20 protein-coding genes and 1 riboswitch are annotated in these 26473 nt (G+C 72.7%); of the genes, 9 read left to right on the top strand and 11 right to left on the bottom strand.

The features are described 5' to 3' along the window. Positions 1-186: 186 nt before the first annotated feature. A riboswitch (cyclic di-AMP (ydaO/yuaA leader) is annotated at positions 187-330 on the top strand. Beyond that, positions 330-950, top strand: coding sequence for a transglycosylase family protein (locus H1226_RS02250; protein WP_258345456.1), 621 nt, complete (start codon positions 330-332; stop codon positions 948-950). It overlaps the preceding riboswitch by 1 nt. Positions 951-1295: 345 nt before the next feature. Here the strand turns inward: H1226_RS02250 and H1226_RS02245 are convergent, their stop codons facing one another. The 4 genes from H1226_RS02245 to H1226_RS02230 form a co-directional block, all read right to left on the bottom strand. After that, a complete protein-coding gene (locus H1226_RS02245) occupies positions 1296-2246 on the bottom strand; it encodes a molybdenum cofactor biosynthesis protein MoaE (RefSeq protein WP_258345455.1) in 951 nt (316 codons plus the stop codon). 122 nt (positions 2247-2368) lie between these two features. Beyond that, entirely contained in the window at positions 2369-2848 is a 480-nt protein-coding gene (moaC, locus tag H1226_RS02240) for a cyclic pyranopterin monophosphate synthase MoaC (RefSeq protein WP_258345452.1), read from the bottom strand. Between the two features lie 118 nt (positions 2849-2966). Next, positions 2967-4421 carry an NAD-dependent malic enzyme gene (locus H1226_RS02235; protein WP_258345449.1) on the bottom strand — a complete coding sequence of 485 codons (1455 nt, stop codon included), beginning with the start codon at positions 4419-4421 and terminating at the stop codon, positions 2967-2969. A gap of 266 nt (positions 4422-4687) precedes the next feature. After that, entirely contained in the window at positions 4688-4882 is a 195-nt protein-coding gene (locus tag H1226_RS02230) for a hypothetical protein (protein ID WP_224959059.1), read from the bottom strand. Positions 4883-5050: 168 nt separating this feature from the next. Here H1226_RS02230 and H1226_RS02225 point away from each other — a divergent pair, with 168 nt between their 5' ends. After that, the gene (locus tag H1226_RS02225) at positions 5051-7306 is read left to right on the top strand and encodes a helicase-associated domain-containing protein (RefSeq protein ID WP_258345447.1); all 2256 of its coding nucleotides are present in this window, start codon (positions 5051-5053) and stop codon (positions 7304-7306) included. A gap of 236 nt (positions 7307-7542) precedes the next feature. Here the strand turns inward: H1226_RS02225 and H1226_RS02220 are convergent, their stop codons facing one another. From H1226_RS02220 to H1226_RS02205, 4 genes are read right to left on the bottom strand one after another with little or no spacing between them, the layout of a single operon-like run. Continuing rightward, positions 7543-8136, bottom strand: coding sequence for a GTP-binding protein (locus tag H1226_RS02220; RefSeq protein WP_224966597.1), 594 nt, complete (start codon positions 8134-8136; stop codon positions 7543-7545). A gap of 13 nt (positions 8137-8149) precedes the next feature. Further along, positions 8150-8989 (bottom strand): DUF742 domain-containing protein, encoded by an 840-nt coding sequence (locus tag H1226_RS02215; RefSeq protein WP_224959056.1) that lies wholly within the window; start codon positions 8987-8989, stop codon positions 8150-8152. Positions 8990-9035: 46 nt separating this feature from the next. Further along, positions 9036-9443: a roadblock/LC7 domain-containing protein gene (locus H1226_RS02210; protein ID WP_184485825.1), complete on the bottom strand. Its 408-nt coding sequence runs from the start codon at positions 9441-9443 to the stop codon at positions 9036-9038. A gap of 20 nt (positions 9444-9463) precedes the next feature. Further along, positions 9464-13081, bottom strand: a complete 3618-nt coding sequence (locus H1226_RS02205; protein WP_258345446.1) for a nitrate- and nitrite sensing domain-containing protein — start codon at positions 13079-13081, stop codon at positions 9464-9466. Positions 13082-13765: 684 nt separating this feature from the next. Between H1226_RS02205 and H1226_RS02200 the strand changes: the two genes are divergently transcribed. The 3 genes from H1226_RS02200 to H1226_RS02190 are packed head-to-tail and all read left to right on the top strand — an operon-like array spanning position 13766 to position 16167. Continuing rightward, positions 13766-14533 carry an ABC transporter permease gene (locus tag H1226_RS02200; protein ID WP_258345441.1) on the top strand — a complete coding sequence of 256 codons (768 nt, stop codon included), beginning with the start codon at positions 13766-13768 and terminating at the stop codon, positions 14531-14533. Beyond that, on the top strand, positions 14530-15369 hold the full coding sequence (locus tag H1226_RS02195) for an ABC transporter permease (protein WP_258345440.1): 840 nt from the start codon (positions 14530-14532) through the stop codon (positions 15367-15369). Before H1226_RS02200 ends, H1226_RS02195 begins: the two co-directional genes overlap by 4 nt. A 12-nt stretch (positions 15370-15381) precedes the next feature. Beyond that, a complete protein-coding gene (locus tag H1226_RS02190; protein WP_255615004.1) occupies positions 15382-16167 on the top strand; it encodes an ABC transporter ATP-binding protein in 786 nt (261 codons plus the stop codon). Positions 16168-16462: 295 nt separating this feature from the next. Here H1226_RS02190 and mdlC (H1226_RS02185) read toward each other — a convergent pair whose 3' ends face one another. Beyond that, positions 16463-18058, bottom strand: coding sequence for a benzoylformate decarboxylase (gene mdlC / locus H1226_RS02185; RefSeq protein WP_258345439.1), 1596 nt, complete (start codon positions 18056-18058; stop codon positions 16463-16465). A 264-nt stretch (positions 18059-18322) separates the two neighbouring features. Between mdlC (H1226_RS02185) and H1226_RS02180 the strand changes: the two genes are divergently transcribed. From H1226_RS02180 to H1226_RS02170, 3 genes are all read left to right on the top strand, one after another. Next, positions 18323-19378, top strand: a complete 1056-nt coding sequence (locus H1226_RS02180; RefSeq protein ID WP_258345437.1) for an ABC transporter substrate-binding protein — start codon at positions 18323-18325, stop codon at positions 19376-19378. A 106-nt stretch (positions 19379-19484) separates the two neighbouring features. Beyond that, a complete protein-coding gene (locus H1226_RS02175) occupies positions 19485-20486 on the top strand; it encodes an ABC transporter substrate-binding protein (RefSeq protein WP_225044371.1) in 1002 nt (333 codons plus the stop codon). Positions 20487-20611: 125 nt separating this feature from the next. Next, positions 20612-21784, top strand: a complete 1173-nt coding sequence (locus H1226_RS02170; RefSeq protein ID WP_224959045.1) for a GDSL-type esterase/lipase family protein — start codon at positions 20612-20614, stop codon at positions 21782-21784. A 39-nt stretch (positions 21785-21823) separates the two neighbouring features. Here the strand turns inward: H1226_RS02170 and mdlC (H1226_RS02165) are convergent, their stop codons facing one another. Further along, positions 21824-23407, bottom strand: a complete 1584-nt coding sequence (gene mdlC, locus H1226_RS02165) for a benzoylformate decarboxylase (protein ID WP_258345436.1) — start codon at positions 23405-23407, stop codon at positions 21824-21826. Positions 23408-23468: 61 nt separating this feature from the next. Then, positions 23469-24446 (bottom strand): LppU/SCO3897 family protein, encoded by a 978-nt coding sequence (locus H1226_RS02160; RefSeq protein WP_258345429.1) that lies wholly within the window; start codon positions 24444-24446, stop codon positions 23469-23471. Between the two features lie 227 nt (positions 24447-24673). Here H1226_RS02160 and H1226_RS02155 point away from each other — a divergent pair, with 227 nt between their 5' ends. Then, on the top strand, positions 24674-26347 hold the full coding sequence (locus H1226_RS02155) for a DNA repair helicase XPB (RefSeq protein ID WP_224960022.1): 1674 nt from the start codon (positions 24674-24676) through the stop codon (positions 26345-26347). Positions 26348-26473 lie beyond the last annotated feature (126 nt).

The raw sequence follows: 26473 nt of genomic DNA, 5'->3' as shown, positions 1-26473 counted from the left end.
TGATCAGCGAAAACGATCGAGATCGGACACCCCTGAGTCATCGTTACTGTGACTAGCGTCACATATGCTCAGATTTCCGCTTCGGCGATCGGTTACGTAGTGTCGCTCTCCGGTCGGCCCCGAACCGATCAGCAAGGACCACGGAAGCCCGCAGCGCCGAACCCTGTCCGGCGGGCTTCCCACCCCCGAACGAACACACCGGACAGGGGCGGGGGAACCACCACTGGGCGCCCCGAACGCCCTAGGGGTGAAGCCGGCTCCCGAGCCGGCCGGGCTGCCTCTCAGCTCGAACCCGACAGCTCACCTCGCAAGCGCGGCAGGAGAGGGAAATGACTCGCTACGAAGGCAAGCACCGGAAACCTTCCACCGCCGGCATCGCCCGCAACGCCGCCCGGCTCGCCATCGCAGGTGCCGTGGTCGCCGCCCCGATCGCGGTCGCGGCCCCCGCGAACGCCGCGGACTGGGACCAGCTCGCGCAGTGCGAGAGCAGCGGCAACTGGAGCGCGAACACCGGCAACGGGTTCTCCGGCGGCCTCCAGTTCACCCCGTCGACCTGGGCGGCCTACGGCGGCACGCAGTACGCGTCGAACGCCAAGGACGCCAGCCGCGAAGAGCAGATCGCGGTCGCCGAGAAGGTCCTCGCCTCGCAGGGCCCCGGCGCCTGGCCGGGCTGCACCTCGAAGACCAGCTGGACCAGCGGCAGCACCAGCGGTGGCTCCAGCTCGTCCTCCGAGAAGAGCTCCTCCTCGAAGAAGAGCTCGAAGAGCACCACCAAGAAGAAGTCGACCGTGAAGTCCAACGGTGCCGACTACACGGTGCAGGCCGGTGACACCCTGGGCAAGATCGCCAGCCAGTACGGCGTCGACTACCAGGACATCTTCGAGCGCAACAGCAACGTGCTCAGCGACCCGAACCTGATCTTCCCGGGTCAGCAGCTCGACATCAAGTGATCGACCGGCCAGGTCCTCGACCTGGCTCGGAGTCGGCCGCCCGGCCCGTTCCCCCGTGCGGGCCGGCGCGACTCCCCCCTCGGGCCCCTGCCGCCTCCCCCAGCGGCAGGGGCCCGTTCTTCTTCCCGGTCCCGTCGACCGCCCGAGGCCGCCACGAGATCCGATCGTCACCTGGCCGAGACCTGAACGCGTCCGCGGCGGGCTGAGAACGTCGTCAGCGAGATCAGCGGGCGTCCCCGCACCTTCCCCGAGATCCCGGGCGTCCACCGTCGCAGAGACGATCTCAGGCCGCTGTCGTCCACCGGCCGCCGCCGCACCGGCCCGCCACCGGGCCGGACGGGCGGATCAGGGGCAGTTGACCCATTCCTCGGTGGCGTCGGTGAAGACCTGGCGCTTCCAGATCGGCAGCCTGCGCTTCACCTCGTCCACCAGCTCCGCGCACACCGCGAACGCCTCCTTGCGGTGCTCGGCCGCGACCGCGCAGGCCAGCGCCACGTCGCCGATGCCCAAGTGCCCGATCCGGTGCGCCACGGCCAGGCCGCGCACGCCCTCGTACCGGGCGGCGAGTTCGGCCGCGACCTCGCGGATCACCTCGTCCGCGCTGGGGTGCCCGACGTATTCGAGCTCGGTGACGCCGCGGCCGCCGTCGTGGTCGCGGACCACGCCGCCGAAGGTGACGACCGCGCCCGCGGCCCGGTCCTGCACCAGCCGCTCCAGTTCGGCGACCTCCAGCGGCCGGTCGACGACCTCGGCGCGCAGCACCTCGGCCGGGCCGGTGTGCGCCGGCTCCGCGTGGGCGTGCGGAACCCCGCCGCCCGGCGCGTGGTCCCCGCCGCCGAGCTGGTCCAGCGCGTGGTCCAGCACGCCGTCGAGCACGCCCAGCCCGTCGGCCACCCCGCCGCGGGAACCGGGCAGGTTCACGATCAACGTCCGCCCGGCGACCCCGGCCAGCCCGCGGGAGAGCACCGCGGTCGGCACCTCGGGCAGCCCGGCGGCGCGGATCGCGTCGGCCAGGCCCGGCACCGGGTGGTCGAGCACTTCGGCGGTGACCTCGGGCGTGCGGTCCGTCGGGTTGATCCCGGTGCCGCCGGTGGTGATCACGACGGCGACCTCGGCGGACACGGCCGCCCGCAGCGCGTCGCCCACCGGCTCGCCGTCCGGGACGACCAGCGGCTCGGCGACCTGGAACCCGCGTTCGCGCAGCCACTCGACGATGACCGGGCCGGTGCGGTCGGCGTACACGCCTGCCGCGGCACGGTTCGACGCGGCCACGACACGAGCGGTGCGGGCTGGCATGGGCGGAACTCCTCGCGTGCTGAGCGGCCGCGGACGGATCGCGAACCGGTCGAGTTCGGGGGCGCGACGGCGGATCCGCGTCGCTGCGTCCAGCGTACGAGCAGCGGCCGGGCCGCGGCCGATCAGTCCTCGCGAACCCAGGTGCCCGTCTTGCCGCCCTCCTTGCGCTCGACGCGGACGGCGTCGAGCACGGCCGCCGGATCGACCGCCTTGATCATGTCGTGCAGGGCGAGCCCGGCGCCGGTGACGGCGGTGAGCGCCTCCATCTCGACGCCGGTGCGGTCGGTGGTGCGCACGGTCGCGGTGATCCGAACCTCCGCGTCACCGAGGTCGAGCTGCACCGCCACCCCGGACAGCGCGATGGGGTGGCACAGCGGGACGAGGTCCGGGGTGCGCTTGGCGGCCATGATCCCGGCGATGCGCGCGGTGGCGAGCGCGTCGCCCTTGGGCAGCCCGTCGCGGCGGACCAGCGCGAGGACCTCCGGGGTGGTGCGCACGACGCCGGTGGCGACGGCGGTGCGGGCGGTGACCTGCTTCTTCGAGACGTCGACCATGCGGGCCGCGCCCGATTCGTCCACGTGCGTCAACTCGTCCTGCGCCATACCGCGAACTCTAGGCCCCGCGCCCGCACCGCGGACGCGCGAGCCTCCTCCCGGGCCGACGGCCCGCCCGGCCGTCGCGACCGGGCCGGGCGGGCCGTTCACCCGAGGTGCGGGCGGATCAGAAGTCGAGGTCCTCGGCCATGGACCACGGCATGGAGGAGCCGCCCGCGGAGGGCTGCTCGGTGCGGCTCGCGATCGCGGCCTTGCGCACGGCTTCGGCCACGGCGGGCGCGACGTTGGTGTCGAAGACGCTCGGGACGATGAACGACGGGTTGACCCGCTCCTCGCCGTCCACCACGTCGGCGATGGCGTTGGAGGCGGCGATCATCATCTCGTCGGTGATCTCGTGCGCGTGCGCGTCGAGCAGCCCGCGGAAGAAACCGGGGAACGCGAGCACGTTGTTGATCTGGTTCGGGTAGTCGCTGCGCCCGGTGGCGACGACCTTGGCGTGCTGCTGGGCTTCCAGCGGGTCGATCTCCGGGTCCGGGTTGGCGAGCGCGAACACGATCGCGTCCTCGTTCATGGTGGCCACGTCGGCCGCGCTGAGCAGGTTCGGCGCCGAGACGCCGATGAACACGTCGGCCCCGTTCACCGCGTCGGACAGCGTGCCGGTGCGGCCTCCGGCGTTGGTACCCGCGGCGATGGAGCGGAGGTTCTCGTCCTCGTCACCACGGCCGCTGTGCACGATCCCGTCGATGTCCACGGCGATGATGTCCGCGGGCGACTTGTGCTGCAGCAGCCGGATGATCGCGGAACCCGCGGCACCGACGCCGCAGACGACGATCCGCACGTCCTCGATGTTCTTGCCGACGACCCGCAGCGCGTTGCGCAGCGCGCCGAGCACCACGATGGCGGTGCCGTGCTGGTCGTCGTGGAACACCGGGATGTTCAGCTTGTCCCGCAGCCGCGCCTCGATCTCGAAGCAGCGGGGCGCGGCGATGTCCTCCAGGTTGATGCCGCCGTAGACGGGCGCGATGAGCTCGACCGCGCGGATGATCTCCTCGGTGTCCTGGGTGTCCAGGCACACCGGCCAGGCGTTGACGCCGGCGAACTTCTTGAACAGCGCCGCCTTGCCCTCCATCACGGGCAGCGCGGCCTCCGGGCCGATGTTGCCGAGGCCGAGGACGGCGGAGCCGTCGGTGACCACGGCGACCGAGTTCCGCTTGATGGTGAGGCGGCGCGCGTCCTCCGGGTTCTCGGCGATCGCGGTGCACACCCGGGCCACGCCGGGCGTGTAGGCGCGGGAGAGGTCGTCGCGGTTGGCGAGCGCGACCCGCGAGCTCACCTCGATCTTCCCGCCGAGGTGCACCAGGAACGTCCGGTCGGAGATCTTGCGGACCTTCACCCCGGGCAGCTCGCCGAGCCGGTCGGTGATGTCGCTGGCGTGGTCGGCGGACAGCGCGTTGCAGGTGATGTCCACGACGATGCGGTCGGTGTGCGATTCGACGACGTCGAAGGCGGTGATGACGCCACCGGAACGCCCGACCGCGCTGGCGAGGTCCCCCGCGGCGCTGGCCGACGGCGGCGCCTCCACTCGAACCGTGATCGAGTAACCCGGACCTGGAACCGGCATGGCCACACCCCTGTCGCGCGTGAAGTTTCGCTTCGAGCGCCGGGCCTATGCACAGAACTCAGGTCTCAGGCAAGATCCAACACCCACCAAAGCCATTGAACTTCACCCGGCTGAGAAAAAGCCTAGAACTTTCTCCGATGTGATCGATATCCGGCACCGTTACCGACGAGTCGGTCTTGACAAGCGGGCCGGAACGCACGACGGCCCCGGGTCCGCTGGGGACACCGGGGCCGGGGCGGCGCGGCTGGGCCGCTACTCGCCGGAAGTCACTTGTTGATCTCCGTGACGGGGTGCTCGTACGGGAACGTGCCCTCGTCGTAGGGGAAGGTGACGTCGCCGAACGGGGACAGCGCGCCCTGCTTGTCGGCGACCAGCTCGCTGACCGGGTGCTCGCCGTCGCCGACGTGCGGCCACGTCGGGTCGATGCGGTCCTTCTTCGCGTTGCCACCGGCCACGGTCATCCTCCGGGAAAGTCGTCGTGGGCGTACGACCACCAGTTTGCCCGATCCGGCGCGGCGGGCGAACCCCGGCCCGGCGGATGCGGCGCGGATCATCGCCCGAGGTCGGGCCGTGCCGGTTCGACCACGATGCGGACGGGTGCGCAGGGCCGACTCGGTATCGTGGCGGGGATGGCTTCTCTCGCGGACTTCCTGCGCGCACGCGGCGACGAGGAACTCACGGATCTGCTGCGCACGCGGCCCGATCTGGCCACGCCCCCGCCCGCGGACATCTCCGTGCTGGCCACCCGCGCCGGGGTGCGTTCCTCGGTGGCCAGGGCCTGCGAGGACCTGGACGCGTTCGCGCTGTCCACCTTGGAGGCCCTGGTGCTGCTGGACGCGGACGCCGCACCGGTCCCGCTGGACGCGGTGGCCGAGCTGCTCGGCGCGGACGTCACCCCGCAGCGGGCCCGCCGGTCGGTGTCGGAGCTGCGCCGCCGCGCGCTGGCCTGGGGCGAGGACGACGAGCTCGCGGTGGTGCCGACCGCGCGGGAGGCGCTGCCGACGTTCCCCGCCGGGCTGGGCCGCCCCGCCGACGGGCTCACCGTCGAGGGCGCCCGCGCCGCGCTCGCCGAGCTGGACGAACCGGAGCGGGACCTGGTGGGCAAGCTCGCCGGGCCGAAGCCGATCGGGCGCACCAAGGACGCGGCGCGCGCGGCCACCGACCCCGACGCCACCCCGGTGCAGCGGCTGCTCGCGAAGGGCCTGCTGCTGCGCCGCGACGACGAGACGGTGGAACTGCCGCGGCAGCTGGCGTTCGCGATCCGCGGCGATCACCCGATGGGGCCGGTCGAACCGGAGGAACCGCTGCTGGACCTCGTCGAGCACGACCGGTCCGCAGTGGACTCCACGGCGGCCGGCGAGGTGCTGGAACTGCTGCGGCACCTGGAATCGCTGCTGCACCTGTGGAGCGAGGACCCACCGGACGTGCTGCGCTCCGGCGGCATCGGGGTGCGCGACGTGCGCCGTGCGGCGAAGGCGCTGGAGGTCGACGAGGCGCGGGTGTCGCTGCTGGTGGAACTCGCGGCGGCCGCGAACCTGATCACCGCCGCCGAAGGCGCGGAACCCCGCTGGACGCTCACCTACGGCGCCGACACCTGGCTGGCGTCCGGCCCGGAGCAGCGGTGGGCCCCGCTGGCGAAGGCCTGGCTGGACCTGCCCCGGCTGCCCGGGCTGATCGGGGCGCGCGACGAGAAGGACCGGCTGCTCGGTCCGCTGTCCGAGGAGCTGCGCCGCCCGACCGCACCGCGCGACCGGCTGCGCGTGCTGGGCGTGCTCGACGAGCTCCCCGGCGGGCACGGGGTGCGCAGCGCGGAGGACGTGGCCGCGGTGCTCGCCTGGCGAGCTCCCCGCCGCGGCGGGCGGATGCGCGACGATCTGGTGCGCTGGACGCTGCGGGAGGCGACCGCGCTGGGTGTCGTCGCGCTCGGCGCGCTGTCCGGCGCGGGCCGCGCGGTCCTGTTCGACGGGCCGGGCGCGGCCGCGCAGGTGCTCACCTCGGCGCTGCCGGAACCGCTGGACCACGTGCTGGTGCAGGCCGACCTGACCGTGGTGGCGCCGGGCCGCCTGGAACCGGACCTGGCCGCGGACCTGAAGCTCGTGGCCGACGTCGAATCGGCGGGCAGCGCCACCGTGTACCGGGTCGGCGAGAGCAGCGTGCGCCGCGCGCTGGACGCGGGCCGCACCGCCGACGAGCTGCACGCCCTGTTCCGGGACCGCTCCCGCACCCCGATCCCGCAGGGCCTCACGTACCTGATCGACGACGTGGCGCGCCGGCACGGCAGGCTCCGCGCCGGCACCGCCTCGGCCTTCCTGCGCTGCGACGATCCGGTGCTGCTGGCCGAAGTCCTGGCCAGCCCGGGAGTCGGCGAGCTGGAGCTGCGCCGCATCGCGCCGACGGTGCTGGTGAGCCCGCTGCCGCTGGTGGAGGTGCTGGACGGCCTGCGCGCCGCCGGTTTCGCGCCCGCCGCCGAAGGCCCCGACGGGCAGATCCTGGACCTGCGCTCCGACGGCCTCCGGGTCCGCGGCCGGGTCCGCACCGCGCAGCAACCGGCGCTGCCCGCGCCGCCCGGGGAGGAGCAGCTGGCGGAGATCGTCGCGCAGCTGCGGTCCGGGGACCGGGCCGGCTCGGTGCGCCGCGGCAGCGCGATGCGCCCGGAACGCGGCAGGCCCAGCGCGGAGGCCACCCTGCAGCTGCTGCGCGACGCGGCGGCGCGGCAGCGCAGCGTGTGGCTCGGCTTCGTGAACTCGAACGGCGTCGCCAGCCAGGTCGTGGTGCTCCCGGTCAGCGTCGGCGGCGGGGTCCTGCAAGGGGTGGACCGCGGCAGCGGCGAGCCGGGCCGGTTCCCGCTGCACCGCATCACGTCGGTGGCGGTCGTCGAGGACTGAGCCGCGGTCCGAGCGCGATCACACGTCGGGGCTAGGCAGGAATGCGCGGTCTCCGGTGAGCGGCGGGGCGGTGCGGCGCGGGTCCCCGTGGCCGGGAACGGCCGCCCGCGCGCTGCTACCGCGGAGAACCGGCGCGCTCGGCGCCGGACCGGCGAGCGTGCCCGCGCACGGCGCGCCGCTCGGTTCGTCCTCCTGGAGCGCGGCCTCCCTCCCCAGAGGGCCGCTGCTCCGGGACGTCAGCCCTTGGCTTGGGACTGGGACGCGGGCATCGCGAGGCGCTGGCGCATCGCGTGCTCGACCAGGGTGATCAACGCCTGCTTGGTGGACTGCCGGTTGCGGGCGTCGCAGGAGATCATCGGCACCGACTTGTCGATCGTCAGCGCCTCCCGCACGTCCTCCATGTTGTGGTGCAACATGCCGTCGAACGTGTTCACCGCGACGACGTACGGCAGCTGCCGGTCGTCGAAGAAGTCGATCGACGCGAACGCGTCCGCCAGGCGGCGAGTGTCCACCAGCACGATGGCACCGATCGCGCCCTTCACCAGGTCGTCCCACATGAACCAGAACCGGTGCTGCCCGGGCGTGCCGAACAGGTACAGGATCAGGTCGGAGTCGAGCGACACCCGGCCGAAGTCCATCGCGACCGTGGTGGTGACCTTCCCGGGCGTCGAGCTGAGGTCGTCGACCCCCACGCTCGCCTCGGTCATCACCGCTTCGGTGGTCAGCGGCATGATCTCGGAGACCGAACCGACGAAGGTCGTCTTGCCGACGCCGAAGCCGCCGGCGACGACGATCTTGGTCGAGGTCTTGCCGCTGCTTTGATTGTTCATGATCGCCCGGGGATCAGAGCTTCCGGAGGCCACTGAGCACCCTCTCCAAGAATTCCATCGACGGTCCGTCTCCCACGACCATGCCGTTCTCGTGAATGAGGACCAGGCCTAGTCCGGCCATGTCACCGATCAACACCCGCACCACGCCGAGAGGCAGCCGCAGATGGGCGGCGACCTCGGCGACCGACCGGGCCTCCACGCAGAGCCCGCAGATCGAGCGGTGCTCAGGCGTCGCCGGGTTGCTTTGCCCCCGGCCGCGCTCGCTGGTGGAGACCAGCGTCTCGATGGCAAGATCATAATCGGTGCGCGTGCGGCCCCTCGTGCGGGCATAGGGTCGCACCAGCGAGCCCGTTTCCTGCATCTCCCCGTGGTCCACCGGACCACCGGGAATGGCCGGCATCGAACCGGAGATCGACGGCAGCGAGCCCGACACCGGCGGCATGGACTGCGACAGGGACGGCATCGAACCGGACGGCGGCCCGCCGTCGTAGCGGCCCTGGCCGCGGGTGCCCGCCTGCGAGTCCCAACCGGAACGGTCCCGGCCCTGGCCGGCGCCCGGCCGGCTGTGCCCGTACGGGACGTCCAGCGGTGAACCCTGGTCCGGGTTCGGCACCGAGCCGGACGACACCGACGGCATCGACGAGGACGACATGCCGGAACCGAACAGGTCGGCACCGGGCCCGCCGAACAGCGCGCGGCTGTAGTCGGACCCGCTCGACGAGCCCGGCCACGAGTCCGGTTGGCCACCGCGCGGGTCGTCGAGGAAGTCGTCCTGCCAGGAATCGGCGCCGCCGTGCCGGTTGTACGACCGGAACGGGTCGCCGTCCCAGTTCGAGTCGGGACCCGACGTCATGGCGAACCCCCCTCACACGTCGCCGAACCACACGGCACGGCGAGCGTCATCGCCGGACCATGCCCTGCAGCTGCGCGCGGAGCTCCGGCGTCAGCTGCTTGCCGACCCGCTCCACGAGCAGGGTCATCTCGTAGGCCACCAAGCCGATGTCGGCGTTCGGAGCCGCCAGCACCGCGAGGCAGGAGCCGTCGCTGATGGACATCAGGAACAGGTAGCCCTGCTCCATCTCCACCACGGTCTGCGTGACGTCACCCGCCTCGAAGCAGCGGGCGGCGCCCTGCGTGAGGCTGACCAGGCCGGAGGCGACCGCGGACAGCTGCTCGGCGCGATCCCGCGGCAGGCCCTGCGAACCTGCCAGCAGCAGGCCGTCCGCGGAGACCACGACGGAGTGCGCGACGCCGGGAACCCGGCGCACGAAATCGGTGATCAGCCAACTGAAGCTGTTCTGGCTCATGGGTTGCTGGACGGACCCGGTCACTCCTGCTCCTCGGGACGGCTCGGGGTCGAGCGGGGCGGTTCGGTCGAGACTGGTTCTGCCTTTGCGTGCCTACCACGCCGGACGCCGCTCTGGAAGTTCGACATCCGTCCGCGGACGGCGTCGGCCGAGCGCGGCGCGGCCGGTTTCACGGGTGCTGGAGACTGCGAACGAGGTGCGGCAGAGCCCGGCACCAGGTTCGACTTGGGAACCCGCTTGGGCAGCCCGGCGGCAGTGGTCTCCTGGGTTTGGCGGGTTTGCGCCACCAGTGCTTCGGCGGCCTGCCAGCCCACATCCGCCGAACCCCAGCCCGGGTCGTGCGGCCCGGCCAGGATGTGCCCGCCGGTGTCCGCGCGGCTCTCGCCGCCGGCACCGGACGAGCCGGTCGTGTCGAGCGGGTCCGAACCGGACAGCGGCTCGGCCTGCTTCTCCTCCGCTTCCCGGCGGGCCTTGCGACGGCCGGTGGCCGGCGCCGGTTCCTCCGGGGACTCGGGGGCTTCGGGAGCTTCCGCGGCGGTCTCGGCGTCGAGCGGCATCGAACCGGCGCTGGGGGCGGTGGCCTCCGGGGTCGGCTCGTCGCTGCCCTCCCGGAACCACTGCGACAGCACCGCCTCGTAGATCGGCAGCCGCTCCGTCGGAGCGTCGTCGCCTTCGCGGCGGGCCTGGTGCGCGTAGCCCAGCGGCGGCGGGGTCGTCCCGGCACCGTTGGTGCGCGCGGCCTGCTCCGGTTCCGCCGGGGCGCCTGCGCCCCAGTCGAAGTCGTCCGGGGGAAGGCTGATCTGCTGGGTCTTCTCCGCCTCGTACGGGCTGTGGAAGAGGTCCTGCGGTCCGCTCTCGGCCCGGCCCGACGTCGTCGTCACGTCCTCACCGAGCTGCGGCGCGTCCAGGCCGGGCGGGACGCCGCACTGGCCGTCGAAGTCCGGGTCGCGGGTCTCCTCGTTCGGCCAGACCTCGGAGGTCTGCTCGGCCGGGCGGGGAGCCTGCGGCTCGGCCGGACGGGGAGCCTGCGGCTCGGCGTCGCGGATGGCGGCCTGCTCGGCGGTGTGCCAGCGCGGCACGTCGGTCACGCCGAACGAGTCGCCGGTGGCGACGCGGAACGAGTAGTCGCCGGGCGCCGATTCCTCGGCGGCCTGCTGCTCCTCGTCGGCGTCCTGCCATTCGACGTCCTGCTGCTCGACCTCCGGCTCGCGGGTCGCGGCCGGTTCGGGCCGCTCCGGTTCCTCGGCCGGGGCCGCGAAGTCGAGGTCCGGCACCGGGTCGTCGTCCTCGGTGATCCACACCGGGGAGACGTGCGTCTTCTCGATCCCGCCGTGCCCGTTGCCGCTGACCGGCACCTGCGAGGTGCGGGACTGCTCGGCGGGCTGATCCAGCTCCGCCGGGTCCACCGGGGACAGCTGCGAGGAGGAGTCCGCGGCGCGCCCGTTCGCGGCGGCACCGCCGAACGCGGCGGCCAGGCCCAGGTTCGTGCCGGTGTCGGCCGAGTCCCGGTCGTCCGCGGCGACCCGCTGCACGTCGGGCATCGGCCGCGGGCCGTCCGGGGTCAGCTGCACCACGAACTCGCCGGAGACGCGGACGCTGGCGGTCACGCCGCCTTCCAGGTCGCCGTTGTTGCGCAGGTCCACCCGGATGTCGTGGCGGCGGGCCAGCTGCCCGACCACGTACAGGCCCATCCGGCGGGACACCGCGACGTCGATCTCCGGCGGCCGGGTGAGGCGCTCGTTGATCTCGCCGAGCTCGGCGGCGTCGATGCCGACACCGCGGTCCCGGATCTCCAGCACCAGTTCCTGCCTGCGGTAGGCGGTGCGGACGGTGACCTCGGTGTCCGGGTTGGAGAACACCGTGGCGTTCTCCAGCAGCTCCGCCACCAGGTGCACGAAGTCGTTGACCACGCGGCCCTGGATGGCCAGGTCCGGGGAGTCGGCGACCGAGACGCGGGTGTACTGCTCCACCTCGGACACCGCGGCGCCCACGACCTCGGTCAGCGGGACCGGGCGCATCATCCGGCGCGTCAGGTCGGTGCCGCCGAGGATCAGGAGGTTCTCGTTGTTCCGGCGCATGCGGGTCGCCAGGTGGTCCAGCTCGAACAGGCTGGAGAGCTGGTCCGGGTCCTGCTCGTCCTGCTCCAGCCGGTCGATCAGGGACAGCTGCCGCTGCACCAGGGTCTGGCTCCGGCGGGCCAGGTTCACGAACAGGTCGTTGACGTTGTTCCGCAGCAGCGCCTGCTCGGACGCCAGCCGCAGCGCCTGCGAGTGGACCGCGTCGAACGAGCGGGCGACCTTGCCGATCTCCTCCCGGCTGTAGACCGGGATCGGCTCGATCTGCGCGAGGCCGCCGCCGCCCGAACCGGACTCGTTCAGGATCGCCCGGACCGCCTCCGGCAGCCCGCGGTCGGCCACGTCCAGCGCCGAGCGGCGCAGGGTCCGCAGCGAGCCCAGCAGGGACCGGGCCACGACCAGGGCGACCGCCAGGGCCACGACCAGGGCGAGCAGCGTCGCCACGCTGATCGCGATGGTGCGCTGCTGGGCGCCCGCCGCGGCGTCGTCGGCCGCGGCGTCGAGGCTGTCGTGCAGCTTGCCGCCGACCTGGTCGATCAGGTCGACGCTGGTGTTCGCGACCTTGTCCCACTCCTGCGCGTCCAGCGAGTTCAGCGGCTGGCCGCCGCTGTCGAAGGCGAGCGCGCTCTGCGACATGCTGTTCGCGCGGTCGACGTCGGCGCCGGTGACGCTGTCCTGGTAGAGCTGCCGCTGGGCCTCGGTGGCGACCGCGTTGAAGTCGCTGACCGCGGTCTCGATCCGCGCTTCGGCGGCCAGCAGCTCCCGGTTCTGGTCGGTGCGGAACTGGCCGGCCCGGATCGCGTCGTTGAGCAGCGCGGCGCGGAGCGAGGCCGCTTCCTGCGCGTCGGCGATCGCGTTCGTGGCCAGCGTCAGCCGCAGCAGGTTGGAGTCGGAGATGTTGCTGACGCCCTGCTGGCCGAGGTCGAGCAACGAGTCGATGCTCTGGCTGTAGGTGCGCAGCACGCCTTCCGGCGGGTACTGGGTGTTGTCCACCGAGTCGCGCAGGCTGGCGAGCCGGCTGTTCAGGTTGTCGGCGGCGATCCGGTACTCGGAGGCGATCGAATCGTCGTTGCCGCCGATCAGGCCCCGGAACTCGTCCAGCTCGGCGTCGACCTTGGTGCGGACGTCCGCCAGCGGTGCCGCGTCCCCGGACCGGCCGCCGGCGACGTAGGAGACCGAGAGGTCCCGCTCGCGCTGCAGCTCGTGGGTCAGGTCGTCGGCCGCCCGCTGCAGGTTCACCTGCTGGTGGGTCCGGTCGAGCAGACGGGCCTCGCTCACCCCGTCGTAGATGTGCAGACCGCCGAACACGATCGCGCTGAGCAGCGGGATCAGCAGGACGGCCAACAGCTTGGTGCGCAGTCGCCAGTTGCTCAGCCGCCAGTCGCCGGGACCGCTGTCCTGACCGCCCCGCAGCTGGGCGGAACCCATGCTCAGCGAAGCGCTTTGACTTTCGGTGCCGAGCGACTGACCTTCGGTGCCGAGCGCCTCGCCCATGTGGTGGATACCGGCGTCCGCCTGCTCCGTGCGGCTCAGGCGCTCGCGACCTGTGTCTCCTCGGGCCACTCCAGGCTTCCTCTTCCGACAGCAGCGGAGGCTCGCACCGCTCACGAAAAATCTACACTTGCACCGTGCTCCGGACCGAACCCGCAGTTCAGCGGGCCGATTCTGGACGCTGGGCGCTGCCTGGCACCCGTTGTGACGGTACCGGGACGCCTCGCGTTCCAGCGCAGCACAGGGTACTTGCGACGACCGTCGACGGGGAAGTGGGTAAGGACACGGAAGGTAACGGAACCGGGTGCCACTTTCACTCCAAAGAGGAGCGGCGGCACTGTTGATTTTGCCCGTCACTCACCGTGTCCGTCGGGCGCGCCGAAAATCCGAAACGCCCGACCTACCACCCATTCGGGCTATCACCTAGGCTCACGACCGGCTTCGCGGCTCCGCGAGTCCTGGTCGACGACGACCACGTCGAGCAACCGTCCGACAAGTACTGGGAGCACCTTAGAGCCGCGCTCGGCACCACCGTCGCCTGGGTGATCATCATCGTTCCCACCAGCGACGACGGTGGCGGTGTGGACCGTTCGCAGCACGCGGTTCGGCCACCTGCCGACCGGCTCCCCGGCACGTACCGCTCCCGGCCACCGCACGCCGCCCACGCGAGGAGAAGCAGTCAGGATGCGCACCGCCGCCGACCGCGACACCGGCCCCCGCCAGGATCCCGGCGCACCACCGGAGAGGAGCTGACCGGTGGCCCGACTCGCTCGCGGCCTGGCCGGACTGGCCGGCCTGCTGGTGCTGTGGGAGCTGTGCTGCGCGGTCGGCCTGCTCGACGCCCGGTTCGTGCCGCCGCCCTCCGTCGTGGGTCCGCGCATCGCGGAACTGCTCGGCGGGGACGCCGACTTCGTCCTCGACACCATCGCGACCGTCCTGACCTTCCTCATCGCGCTCGCGCTGGCCGCGGTCATCGCGATCCCGCTGGGCCTGCTGCTCGGCAGCGTGCGGCCCGCCCGGGTCGCCGGGCTGACGGTGGTCGAGTTCCTGCGCCCGCTGCCCGCGGTGGCGCTGCTGCCGCTGTTCATGCTGCTGCTCGGCGCCGGACCGGAAACCAAGATCACGCTGGCCACGTACGCCGCGCTGTGGCCGATCCTGTTCAACACCATGTACGCGCTGGACGAGATGGACCCGCTCTACACCGACCTCGCGCGGTCCTTCGGGTTCGGCCGGGTCCGCACCATGTTCACCGTCGCGCTGCCGCACGCCGCGCCGTTCATCGCCACCGGCATCCGCATCTCCGCGTCGATCGCGCTGGTCGTGGTGGTCGTCGTCGAGCTCATCGCGGGCGGGGCGCGCGGCGTCGGCACCTTCATCCTCGAAGCCAGCAGCGGCGGCGGGCGGATGGACCTGGTGCTGGCCGGGACCGTGATCGTCGGCGCCATCGGATATCTGATCAACTCCGGGCTGCAGCAGCTGCAGCGCAGGCTGTTCGGCTGGACCGCGAGCCGGGAGGAACTGTGACGGCACAACGGACCGCCCCCACCGCCGCGCCGGTCGCCGGCGTGCGGAACTTCCTGGGCAAGTGGGGCCTGCTGCTGGTCCTGCTGGTGCTGTGGGAGCTCGCCACCCGCGCCGCGGACAACGTGTACTTCCTGCCGCCGACCGAGATCGTGGCGCACGCCTGGCAGATCTGGCTGACCGGCCCCGCCTCCCGGCTGTGGCTCACCGACGCGGTGTTCCGCGACGTGCTGCCCAGCCTGGGCAGGCTGTTCGGCGGCTGGCTGATCTCCGGGGCGATCGGCGTCGTCCTCGGCATCGCGCTCGGCCGCTCCCGCAAGGCCGCGGAGTACGTCGGGCCGCTGCTGGACTTCTTCCGCTCGCTGCCCACCCCGGCCCTGGTGCCGCTGTTCCTGGTGCTGTTCAACCTGGGCACGCCGATGCAGCTGGCCACGATCGTCTTCGGCACGGTGTTCACCGTCGTGCTCAACACCGCCGACGGCGCGGCCTCGGTCGACTCCGTCAAGGAGCAGACCGCGCTGGCGTTCCGGATCAGCCGGTGGGACTGGTGGACCCGGATCGTGCTGCCCGCCGCCGCGCCGAAGATCTTCGCCGGGCTGCGGGTCAGCCTCTCGCAGGCGCTGATCCTGATGGTCGTCTCCGAGATGGTAGGCGCCAGCAGCGGGCTCGGCTTCCAGCTGGTCTACGCCCAGCAACAGTTCGAGTTCCCCGACCTGTGGGCGGGGATCGTGCTGCTGGCGCTGCTGGGATACCTGCTCAACACCGGCCTGCTCGCGGTGCAGCGGCGCGCGCTGAGCTGGCAGCAACGCTCCGACCAGCCCGCCCAAGCGAAAGGATGACCCGTGAGCACGATGCTGGAAGTGACCGGGCTCGGGCACACCTACCCCGGCAAGCAGCGGCACGTCGCCATCGAGGAGCTGGGCTTCACCGTCCGCACCGGTGAGCTGGCCTGCATCGTCGGCCCGTCCGGCTGCGGCAAGTCGACGCTGCTGCGGCTGATCGGCGGGCTGCAGCGCCCCACCTCGGGGCGGGTCGAGCTGCACGGCACCGAGATCGACGGGGTCCCGGACGACCTCGCCGTGGTGTTCCAGGACTACGGCCGCTCGCTGTTCCCGTGGCTGACCGTCCGCGGCAACGTGGAGTTCCCGCTACGCACCCGGTCGGTGAACCGGCGCGAGCGGGCCGAGGAGGCGCTGGCCCAGGTCGGGCTGGCCGACGCGGCGAAGAAGTACCCGTGGCAGCTCTCCGGCGGCATGCAGCAGCGCGTCGCGATCGCCCGCGCGCTGGCCACCCGCCCCGCGCTGCTGCTGATGGACGAGCCGTTCGCCTCCGTCGACGCGCAGACCCGGTTCGAGCTGGAGGACCTGCTGCTGTCGGTGCGCGAGCAGCACGGCAGCACGATCCTGCTGGTCACGCACGACATCGACGAGAGCATCTACCTGGGCGACCGGGTGCTGGTGCTGTCCAAGTCCCCCGCGACGGTGGTGGCGGAGCTGGACGTGCCGCTGGGGTCCCGGCGGGACCAGATCGGCACCCGCGCCTCGGCGGAGTTCGTGCGGCTGCGCAGCCAGGTGGCCCGGTTGCTGCACTCCCCGGGCGCCCAGGAGACCGCGGAGATCGCCGCCCACGAGGGCTGACTCCCCGCGCGCACCGCGGCCCGCGTCCGGCACCGTCCGGACGCGGGCCGCGCGCTTTCTGGTCCATACCTGATTGCGGAACGTGGTCGAACCACACTCGAACGAGGGACTTTCAGGCACCATTCCATGCCCGTTCCCGCATTGGCCGAATGCGTGGAACCAGAATTACCCAGCAGTACCGGTCACTCTCCGAATACGGTCCCGGGAAAAGTCTGGGGAAAATCCCCGACTTTCCCGTTCCGCCTCGCGCCGACCGATATCCACGGGGGTTTTCCCTCGAATCAAGCGGGAACGATCAATACAGTTTCCGCGCGCTCGCCGCGACCGGCACGTGCAGCACCGTCGGACCCGGCTCCGCCATCGCCGCGGGCAGTTCGCGCTCCAGCTCGTCGAGGTCGGCGACCCGGCGCGCCGCGCAGCCCAGGCCGCGGGCGACGGCGACGAAGTCGATGCCGCCGAGCTCCACGCCGGGCAGCTTCCCGCCGTTCTCCGTCTCGCCGAGCACCCGCACCGCCGCGTACTCCTCGTTGTCCAGCACCAGCAGCGTCAGCGAGGCGTGCTCCTTCGCCGCGGTCCACAGCGCCTGGATGCCGTACATGCTGGCGCCGTCACCGATGAGGCCCAGCACCGGCCGGGACGGGGCGCCCAACGCCGAGCCCACCAGCGCGGAGATCCCGTAGCCCAGCGCACCGCTGGCGCCCGCGTGGAAGTCCTGGTCCGGCGAGTCGAACGGCAGGTGCCGCTGGATCGTCTGCTTGTGCGTGGGGGCTTCCGTGACCACCACCGCGTTCTCCGGCAGCAGCTCGCGCACCAGGCTGATCACGTGGTCGGCGGCGGGCGGGGTGCTCAGCGGCGGCAGCTCCGGGCGGGACCAGCCCCGCGCGACCGGCCGGTCCGAGCGCTCCACCTCCGGCAGCAGCTGCCGCAGCGCCTGGGCCAGGCCCGCGTGCACGCCCCGCAGGTGCCGGGCGCGCGCCAGGATCTCCGGGTCGTCGCTGATCACGAAGCCGCGCGGGTGCGGGTGCTCCGGTTCGCCGCGGTAGACGTGGTAGGTGAACGCGGGCGCCCCGAACACGGTGACCAGGTCGTGGTCCCGCAGCGCCGCGGCCACCGCGGGCTCGGCGGGCTGGAGGAACCCGGCGAACTGCGGGTGGGTCTCCGGGAACGAGGAGCGGGACACCATCGGCGAGATCCACACCGCGGCCCCGGTCCGCTCGGCCAGCTCCACCAGCTCGGCGACCGCTCCCGCCTCGACCACGGCGGGACCGACGACGAAGGCGGGGCGCTCGCAGTCGCGCAGCGCGGCCGCCAGCTCGGCGATGACGGCCGGGTCGGCGGCGGGCGGGGAGATCGGCCGCGGCGCCTCCACCGGCTCGCCCGGCTCGTCCCAGTCGTCGGCGGGCACCGACAGGAACACCGGGCCGCGGGGAGCCTGCATCGCCATCTGGTACGCCCGGACCAGCGCCAACGGCACGTCAGCGGCCCGGGCCGGTTCCAGCGACCACTTCACGTACGGCTTGGGGAACTGCGCGGCGTCGGTGGCGCCGAGGAACGGGTCGTGCGGCAGCAACCTGCGGGTCTGCTGGCCGGCGAGCACGATCATCGGGGTGCGGTTGCGGTAGGCGCCGAACACCGCGCCGAGCGCGTGGCCGAGCCCGCCCGCCGAGTGCAGGTTCACCAGCACCGCGTTGCCGGTCTGCTGGGCGTAGCCGTCGGCCATCGAGGTCACGACGGACTCCTGCAGGCCCAGCACGTAGTGGAAGTCGTCCGGCCACTGGTCCAGGAACGGGACCTCGGTCGTGCCCGGGTTGCCGAACACGGTCGTCAGCCCGAGCTCGCGCATCAGGCCTCGCGTGACCTCGCGCACGGTGGGCATGTCTGCTGCCTCCATCACCATTCTCCTCAGCCGGGCCGGACATTCACGTATTTCCCTCAAATACGAGAAAAGCCGTCATCGAGCGGCACGGGACTACGCCGAGACCCGATGCAATTACGTTTGGTCACCAGGCACTAGATCACCTTGACACGCTCGGGTAAGTGCGATTCCAATCCTATTGCAGCCTGTTATGCAGGCCTGACGTGGGCTTCCGGCGCCACCCCGCTCGGCTAGCTTCGTTCACCGTTCCACATCGCTCGCCCGAGGAGGCACCCCCGCATGCCGAGCAGACCGACCGGATCCGCACCACGTGGAACCCGGCGGCGCGTCGTTCGCGCGCTGCTGTCCATCGCCACGATCGGCGTCTCGACGTTCGCCCTGAGCGGCTGCGGTCTGCTCAGCGGGTCCGACGGGGCGAGCGACGGCGGCAACGGAACCCTGGAGAAGACCACCGTCGTGGTGGGCTCGCTGCCCGCGCTGTCCCAGGCCCCCATCGCGGTGGCGCAGGCGAAGGGCTACTTCGCCGAGGAGGGCCTGACCGTCAAGGTGCAGCCGGTGTCGGACGGCCCGGCCGCGCTGACCTCGCTGATCTCCGGGCAGAACGACGTGAGCCTCGGCAGCTACACGGCGCCGATCAAGGCCCAGGCCACCGGCGCCGCCGACCTGAAGATCATCAGCGAGATGATGATCTCGGTGCCGAACACGATGAACATCATGGTGCTGCCCGGCTCCAAGATCAAGAAGCCGGAGGACCTCGCCGGCGCCAAGATCGCCTACAGCGCGCCGGGCGCCATCACCGACATCGGCACCAAGGCCGCGCTGCAGGACCGGGGCATCGACGTCTCCGACGACCAGTTCGTGCGCTTCGGCTTCCCGGAGATGCTGCCTGCGCTGCAGAACGGCCAGATCGACGCCGCGGTGATGACCGAACCGTTCATCACCCAGGCCGCCAAGAACGCGGGCGCCGTGTCCATCATGGACGCCTTCTCGGGCGGGACCGCCGACTTCCCGGTGGCCGGTGCCATGACCACCGCGAAGTTCGCCGAGGAGAACCCGAACACGCTGCAGGCCTTCCAGCGGGCCGTGCACAAGGCGCAGGTCACCGGCCAGAACCGGGCCGAGGTCACGCCGCTGCTGCCGCAGTTCGCGAAGATCAGCCCGGAGCTCGCGCCGATCGTGGAACTCGGCAAGATCCCCACCTCGATGGACGCCGCCCGGCTGCAGCGCGTCGCGGACCTGATGCAGCGCTTCGGCCAGATCGACAAGCACATCGATGTGGCGCAGATGCTGGTCCAGCCGCCGCCGTTCGAGGACAATCCGACCGGTGGCGCGTGATCGCGCACCGCTAGTCAGCTGAAGCCGGATCGCCGGCGGCCGGGGCGGGCCGCCGGCGAATCGCTGTCCGGCCCCGGTTCCCCCGCCCCGGCGAGGAGGCCCGGCCATGTCCGCTGCTCGACCACTCGGACGGTCAACGACCCGGCGCGGACTGCTCGCCGCCGCGGGATCGGCCGCGCTGCTCGCCACCGGCGGCTGCGGACTGCTCGGCGGCAGCCGGGTCAGCGGCGCCAACGACAAGGTCGAGCAGGCCACCATCCGGGTCGGGACGCTGCCCACCACCGAGTACGCGCCGCTGGCGCTGGCCGTGCGGCGCGGCTACTTCCAGCACGAGGGCCTCGAGGTCCAGATCATCCCGGCCACCGACGGCAGCGCCGCGCTGAGCAGCCTCATCGGCGGCGACTACGACGTCGCGCTGAGCAGCTACGTCCCGCTGCTGGCCGCGCACGCCCGCGGCGCCGCCGACCTGCGGATCGTCGCCGACTCCGGGGCCGCCGCACCGGGCACGGCGGTCGTCGTGGTCCCGGCGGACTCCCCGGTGCGCGATCCCGCCGAACTGGCCGGGAAGGTCATCGGCGTCAGCGCCATCGGCACCGTCTCCGAACTGCTGGTGAAGGCCGGGCTGAGCACCCGCGGGGTCGCCGGTCGGGACGTGCGGCTCGTCCCGATGTCGTTCCCGAACATGCCCGCGGCGCTGGCGCAGGGCCGGTTGGACGCGGCGCTGCTCACCGAACCCTTCATCACCGTCGCCACCCGCGAGGGCAGCGCCCGCACCCTGTTCGACGCCGCGGTCGGCCCCGCCGAACGGCTGCCGCTGAGCGGGTACGGGGCGACCTCCCGGTTCGTGCGGGACAACCCGCGCACGCTCGCCGCGTTCCAGCGCGGCCTCACCCGCGCCACGCTGGAATCCCGGGACCGGCGGGTGGTGGAGCCGCTGCTGCCGGAGATCGCCCGGATCTCGCCGGAGGTCGCCGCCGAGACGAAGCTGGTCGACTTCCACACCGTGCCGGACGGGGCGCAGGTGCAGCGGGTCGCCGACCTGATGCACCGCTTCGGGTTCCTGGACCGGCCGCTGGACGCCGGGACCATGATCGCCGCCCACCCCTGACCGCCGACCGGTCCGAGGCGCCGGCGCGCCAAAAAAGGCGTGGCACCGCGCTGCGCGGAACTGGAAGATGGACGCGCGCCGGGCCCGGCGCGCCGAAGCGATCCACAGGCAGGCGACCACACCCGATGAACACCGGCTGGACCACCACCCCGCTCACCGCCGAACTGCTGCGCGGCGCCCTCGAACTGGAACCGACCGAGCGCGGGCTGCGGCCGCACCGGCTGCCCCGCTGGGCCCGCGAGCAGTACACCGACCCGCAGCTGTCCATGGTCGAAGCGGAGACCGCGGGCGTGCGGCTGGTCTTCCGCACCGCCGCCACCGCGATCGAGCTGGAGACCACGCCCACCAAGCGCGGCATGGCGGGTGCCCCGCCCCGCCCGGACGGCTGCTACGACCTGCTCGTCGACGGCGAACTGCTCGCCCGCACCACCGTGCCGGAGGGCGACCGGATGATCCTCGACCCGGCGACCGGCACCGCCGACGTGCAGCCCGGGCCCAGCGGCACCGCCCGCTTCACCGGGCTGCCCGCCGGGGACAAGGACGTCGAGATCTGGTTGCCGCACAACGAGATGACCGAACTCGTCGCCCTGCGCACCGACGCCCCCGTCGCGCCCGCCGCCGACCGCGGCCGACCGGTGTGGCTGCACCACGGCAGTTCGCTGAGCCACGGGTCCAACGCCACCGAACCCACCTCGACCTGGCCGGTGCGCGCCGCGCTGCTCGGCGGCGTCGAGCTGATCAACCTGGGGTTCGGCGGCAGCGCGCTGCTCGACCCGTTCACCGCGCGCACCATGCGCGACACCCCGGCGGACCTGCTCAGCGTGAAGTTCGGCATCAACCTGGTGGGCGGGGACCTGATGCGGCTGCGCGCGTTCACCCCCGCGGTGCACGGGTTCCTGGACACGATCCGGGAGGGGCACCCGGACGCGCCGCTGCTGGTGATCTCGCCGTTGCACTGCCCCATCCACGAGGACACGCCGGGGCCGGGCGCGGTGGACCTCAGCACCGGGGTGCTGAGGTTCCGGGCCACCGGGGATCCGGCGGAGCGGGCGCAGGGGAAGCTGACGCTGCGGGTGGTGCGGGACGAGCTGGCGCGGATCGTGCGGCAGCGCTCGGCATCGGACCCGAACCTGCGGTACCTCGACGGGGAGGAGCTCTACGGCCCCGCGGACTACGCGGAGCTGCCGCTGCCGGACGAGCTGCACCCGGACACCGCCGCGCACCTGCGCATCGGGGACCGCTTCGCGCAGCGGGCCGCGGCTCCCGGCGGCTTCTTCACCGCTCGCGCCGCGGGCTGACCACCCCGGCGACCTCGCGGAGGCGCCCGGCCGACGAGCTCAGTAGAGGTGGCGCTGCTCGGCGGCCACGTGGACGTGGAGCAGGCGCGGGCCGTCCTCGGTGCGGGCCAGCGCCGCGTCCAGCTCCTGCGGGGTGCGGATGGTCTCGGCCGGGCAGCCGAGGCTGCGGGCCAGCGCCGCGAAGTCGGTGCCGCCCAGCTCCACCCCGGGCAGCTTGCGCCCGCCACCGGCCGCGCCGAGCACGGCGACCGCCGCGTAGCGGGCGTTGTCCAGGACCACGAAGGTGACCGGCGCCTGCTCCCGCACCGCCGACCACACCGCCTGGATGCCGTACATGCTGGACCCGTCGCCGAGCAGCGCCAGCACGGGCCGGGCCGGGTCGGCGATCGCGGCCCCCACCGCGGCACCGATCGCGTAGCCCAGCGAACCGGAGGCGCAGGCGAAGAAGCCGCCGTCGCGGGACGTGATCGGGAAGTGCTCGTGCAGGTCGTTGCGGTGGCTCGGCGCCTCCTCCACCACCACCGCGTCCGCCGGCCAGGCCGCGCGCACCCGGGACAGCACGTACGCCGGGGGCAGCGGGGTCGCGGGCTCCGGCCGCGCGGGCTGGGCGCACGGTTCCGGTTCGGGCCGCCACTGCCCGGCCCCGGCGAGCTCGGCGACGCGGCGCACCGCGTGCGCGACGGAACCCAGCACTCCCCGGCCGCGGCGGGCGCGGGCGAGCACGTCGGGGTCGTCGTGCACCAGGAACATCTCGGGCAGCTCGTCGACGGCCTCGCCCCGGTACACGTGGTAGGTGAACGCGGGAGCGCCCCACACCACCACCAGGTCGTGGGCGGCGAGCTCGGCGGCCAGCAGCCGTCGTTCCGGTTGCAGGAAACCGGCGAACCGCGGGTGGTCCTCCGGGAACGAGCAGCGCGCCGACAGCGGAGCCACCCACACCGCGGCCCTGGTGCGTTCGGCGAGCTCCACCAGTTCCGGCACGGCCCCTTCGTGGTCGACGGCCGGGCCGACGACGAACGCCGGGCGCGCGCAGCCGTCGAGGGCGGCGGCGAGCTCGGCGAGCGCCGCCGGGTCCGGTGCCGGGTTCGGGGTGGCCGGACGGGCCGGGACGTCGGCGGCGGGCTGGTCCCAGTCGTCGGCGGGGATCGAGACGAACACCGGCCCCTGCGGCGCGGTCGTGGCCAGCCGGTGGGCGCGGGCGATCGCGGCGGGCACGTCGGCGGCGCTCGCCGGTTCGCAGCTGTGCTTCACGTACGGCCGCGGGAAGGTGGCCGCGTCGGTGGCGCCGAGGAACGGTTCGTCGAACACCAGCGTCCGGGTCTGCTGCCCGGCGGTGAGGATCATCGGGGTGCGGTTGCGGTAGGCGGTGAACACCGAGCCCAGCGCGTGGCCGACGCCACCCGCCGAGTGCAGGTTCACCAGCACCGGCGCCCGCCGCGACTGGGCGTACCCGTCGGCCATCGCGACCACGACGGACTCCTGCAGGCCGAGCACGTAGCGGAAGTCGTCCGGCCAGCCGGTGAGGAACGGGACCTCGGTGGTACCGGGGTTGCCGAACACGGTGGTCAGCCCCAGTTCGCGCAGCAGGTCCCGCGTGACGTCCCGGACCGTCCGCTCACCCATCCCCGACCTCCCGGCTCGACGTCCGGACCAGCCCAGCACACCGGCGCGCACCGGTCCAGGCTCAGTCCGTCAGCTTGAAGCAGAAGGTCTTGGGCGGGGCGGTGAACACCGAGTAGTTCGCGGTCCCCTCGGGACAGGCCGATTCGCCCGCGGTGGTGTCGGCGGCGCCGACGACCTGGACGTCGGCGGCCGGGCTGCCGCACGGCACCTTGGTGTCGATGCCGGTCGGGATGGTGGCGCCCGCGCTGTCGGCGCCGGGTACCCGCTGGCAGTCGCCGACGACGACGTCCGGGATGAGGCAGAGCCGGGTGCCGGCCCGGGTGATCTCGGAGTAGTCGCCGTCGCAGTTCGCGCCGCCGTGCTGGACCTGCACGATCCGGTGGTCGGAGTCCGCGGTGCCGCAGGCGGTCATCTCGTAGGCGAAGGTCCGCTCGGAGTCGTCGGTGACGGCCACGCACTCGCCCACCTGCGGGGCGGCCTCGGCCATGCCGACCTGCGACTGCACGAAGGTGCCGACCACGCCGAGCAGCAGCAGCGCCCCGCAGCCGAGGGCGGCGCCGAGCAGGCCGCGCCTGCGCTTCGGCGGTGGTCCGGCGGGCGCGAGGTGCGGCGGGCCGGGCAGGAGTTGGCCGGGCAGGAGCGGGCCGGGCGCGGGTTCGAGCGGGGTGAACCCGGGCAGCGGGCCGCCGTACTGCAGACTCCCGTACCGCCGCCCCTGCTCCGGCCAGGCCCGAGCCGGCCCGCCGGGGTCCTCGTGGTCGCCGCGGTCGGCGCGGTCCCCGTGGCTCTCGTGGTCCTCGCGGTCGGCGCGGTCCCCGTGGCCCTCGTGGTCCCCGTGGTCGCCGCGGTCCTCGTGGTCCGGCCAGCCGTGCGTCCGCCAGTCGTGGTCCTGCCAGCCGGGGTGCTGCTCGTCCGGCTGGGACGAGAACCCCCGCGGGCGGCCCTGGGCGACCTGCGGGTGCCCGCCCGGCCGCCCCCACTCCGGCGACGACCCCGACGGCTGGACCGGCGAGTGCGGATCCTGCGGCGGAACGCTCACGAAGACACAACTCCTAAATGATCTACGTCCGAGCGAAACCTAGCCGACGGCCCCGCGGTCCACGCAGGAACCGGCGGAAACGTTTCCTGAACCGTTCGGTTCCGACATCGCGGACGCCGCACCGGGGCGCCACCGGGGGCGGTGGAATACTGGTGCCCGGCCCAGCCGTTGTTCCCGCAGGCCGATCCACCTGCGCAAAGAACCGCCCAGCCCGAGGAGCCGCACCCGTGACCGACGGACCGCTCATCGTCCAGTCCGACAAGACCCTGCTGCTCGAAGTCGATCACGCCCAGGCCGACGAGGCCCGCGGCGCCATCGCGCCGTTCGCCGAGCTGGAACGCGCCCCCGAACACGTGCACACCTACCGGATCACGCCGCTGGCGCTGTGGAACGCGCGCGCCGCCGGGCACGACGCCGAGCAGGTGGTCGACGGGCTGGTCCGGTTCTCCCGCTATCCGGTGCCGCAGCCGCTGCTGGTGGACATCGTCGAGACGATGGGCCGGTTCGGCCGGTTGCAGCTCGCCCAGGACCCGGCGCACGGACTGGTGCTGGCCTCGCTCGACCGCGCGGTGCTCGAAGAGGTGCTGCGGAACAAGAAGGTCCAGCCGATGCTCGGCGCGCGCATCGACGACGACACCGTCGCGGTGCACCCCAGCGAGCGCGGCAGGCTCAAGCAGCTGCTGCTCAAGATCGGCTGGCCCGCCGAGGACCTCGCCGGCTACGTGGACGGCGAAGCGCACCCCATCGAACTGCACGAGGACGGCTGGACCCTGCGCGACTACCAGCGCCAAGCGGTGCAGTCGTTCTGGGCGGGCGGCTCCGGCGTGGTCGTGCTGCCCTGCGGCGCGGGCAAGACCCTCGTCGGCGCGGCCGCCATGGCCGAGGCGGGCGCCACCACGCTGATCCTGGTCACCAACACCGTCGCGGGCAGGCAGTGGAAGCGGGAGCTCATCGAGCGGACCTCGCTGACCGAGGAGGAGATCGGCGAGTACTCCGGGGAGAAGAAGGAGATCCGCCCGGTCACCATCGCCACCTACCAGGTGATCACCCGCAAGTCGAAGGGCGAGTACAAGCACCTGGAGCTGTTCGACTCCCGCGACTGGGGCCTCGTCGTCTACGACGAGGTGCACCTGCTGCCCGCGCCGGTGTTCCGGATGACCGCGGACCTGCAGTCCCGCCGCCGCCTCGGCCTCACCGCCACCCTGGTGCGCGAGGACGGCCGCGAGGGCGACGTGTTCTCGCTGATCGGGCCGAAGCGGTTCGACGCGCCGTGGAAGGACATCGAGGCGCAGGGCTGGATCGCGCCCGCCGACTGCGTCGAGGTGCGGGTGACGCTCACCGACGAGGAGCGCCTGCGGTACGCGACGGCCGAGGCCGAGGAGCGCTACAAGCTGTGCTCCACCGCCCGCACCAAGGCGCCCGTGGTGCGCGCCATCCTCGACCAGCACCCGGGCGAACCGGCGCTGGTCATCGGCGCCTACCTGGAGCAGCTGCACGAGCTCGGCGAGGCGCTGGACGCGCCGATCGTGGAGGGCTCCACGAAGAACAAGGAGCGGGAGAAGCTGTTCGACGCGTTCCGCAGCGGCGAGATCTCCCGGCTGGTGGTCTCGAAGGTCGCGAACTTCTCCATCGACCTGCCGGAGGCCTCGGTGGCGGTGCAGGTGTCCGGCACCTTCGGGTCCCGCCAGGAGGAGGCGCAGCGGCTCGGCCGGTTGCTGCGGCCGAAGGCGGAGCGCAAGCAGGCGCACTTCTACTCGGTGGTCTCGCGCGACACCCTGGACACCGACTACGCGGCGCACCGGCAGCGGTTCCTCGCCGAGCAGGGCTACGCCTACCGCATCGTCGACGCCGACGACCTGCTCGGTCCGGCCCTGCCGGACGTCGGTCCGCATGGCGGCTGAGGCCGGGGACCACGAGCGTCGCGGGACGGCCGATCGGTTGCGGTACCCGCCGCCGACGCCGCGGAGCGAGGTCGTATTTTCGTCGTCGTCGGTGAAACTGCCCGTGCCCTTCGCGGCACCGGTTAC

Source organism: Saccharopolyspora gregorii (assembly GCF_024734405.1).
Taxonomy (GTDB): Bacteria; Actinomycetota; Actinomycetes; order Mycobacteriales; family Pseudonocardiaceae; genus Saccharopolyspora_C; species Saccharopolyspora_C gregorii.
This window is presented reverse-complemented; position numbering and strand designations above follow the sequence as displayed.

Bases quoted from the DNA above. Each gene is read 5' to 3' on its own strand.
- H1226_RS02250 (WP_258345456.1), top strand. From the start codon at position 330: ATGACTCGCTACGAAGGCAAGCACCGGAAACCTTCCACCGCCGGCATC.
- H1226_RS02245 (WP_258345455.1), bottom strand. From the start codon at position 2,246: ATGCCAGCCCGCACCGCTCGTGTCGTGGCCGCGTCGAACCGTGCCGCG.
- moaC (WP_258345452.1), bottom strand. From the start codon at position 2,848: ATGGCGCAGGACGAGTTGACGCACGTGGACGAATCGGGCGCGGCCCGC.
- H1226_RS02235 (WP_258345449.1), bottom strand. From the start codon at position 4,421: ATGCCGGTTCCAGGTCCGGGTTACTCGATCACGGTTCGAGTGGAGGCG.
- H1226_RS02230 (WP_224959059.1), bottom strand. From the start codon at position 4,882: ATGACCGTGGCCGGTGGCAACGCGAAGAAGGACCGCATCGACCCGACG.
- H1226_RS02225 (WP_258345447.1), top strand. From the start codon at position 5,051: ATGGCTTCTCTCGCGGACTTCCTGCGCGCACGCGGCGACGAGGAACTC.
- H1226_RS02220 (WP_224966597.1), bottom strand. From the start codon at position 8,136: ATGAACAATCAAAGCAGCGGCAAGACCTCGACCAAGATCGTCGTCGCC.
- H1226_RS02215 (WP_224959056.1), bottom strand. From the start codon at position 8,989: ATGACGTCGGGTCCCGACTCGAACTGGGACGGCGACCCGTTCCGGTCG.
- H1226_RS02210 (WP_184485825.1), bottom strand. From the start codon at position 9,443: ATGAGCCAGAACAGCTTCAGTTGGCTGATCACCGATTTCGTGCGCCGG.
- H1226_RS02190 (WP_255615004.1), top strand. From the start codon at position 15,382: ATGCTGGAAGTGACCGGGCTCGGGCACACCTACCCCGGCAAGCAGCGG.
- mdlC (WP_258345439.1), bottom strand. From the start codon at position 18,058: ATGGAGGCAGCAGACATGCCCACCGTGCGCGAGGTCACGCGAGGCCTG.
- H1226_RS02180 (WP_258345437.1), top strand. From the start codon at position 18,323: ATGCCGAGCAGACCGACCGGATCCGCACCACGTGGAACCCGGCGGCGC.
- H1226_RS02175 (WP_225044371.1), top strand. From the start codon at position 19,485: ATGTCCGCTGCTCGACCACTCGGACGGTCAACGACCCGGCGCGGACTG.
- H1226_RS02170 (WP_224959045.1), top strand. From the start codon at position 20,612: ATGAACACCGGCTGGACCACCACCCCGCTCACCGCCGAACTGCTGCGC.
- mdlC (WP_258345436.1), bottom strand. From the start codon at position 23,407: ATGGGTGAGCGGACGGTCCGGGACGTCACGCGGGACCTGCTGCGCGAA.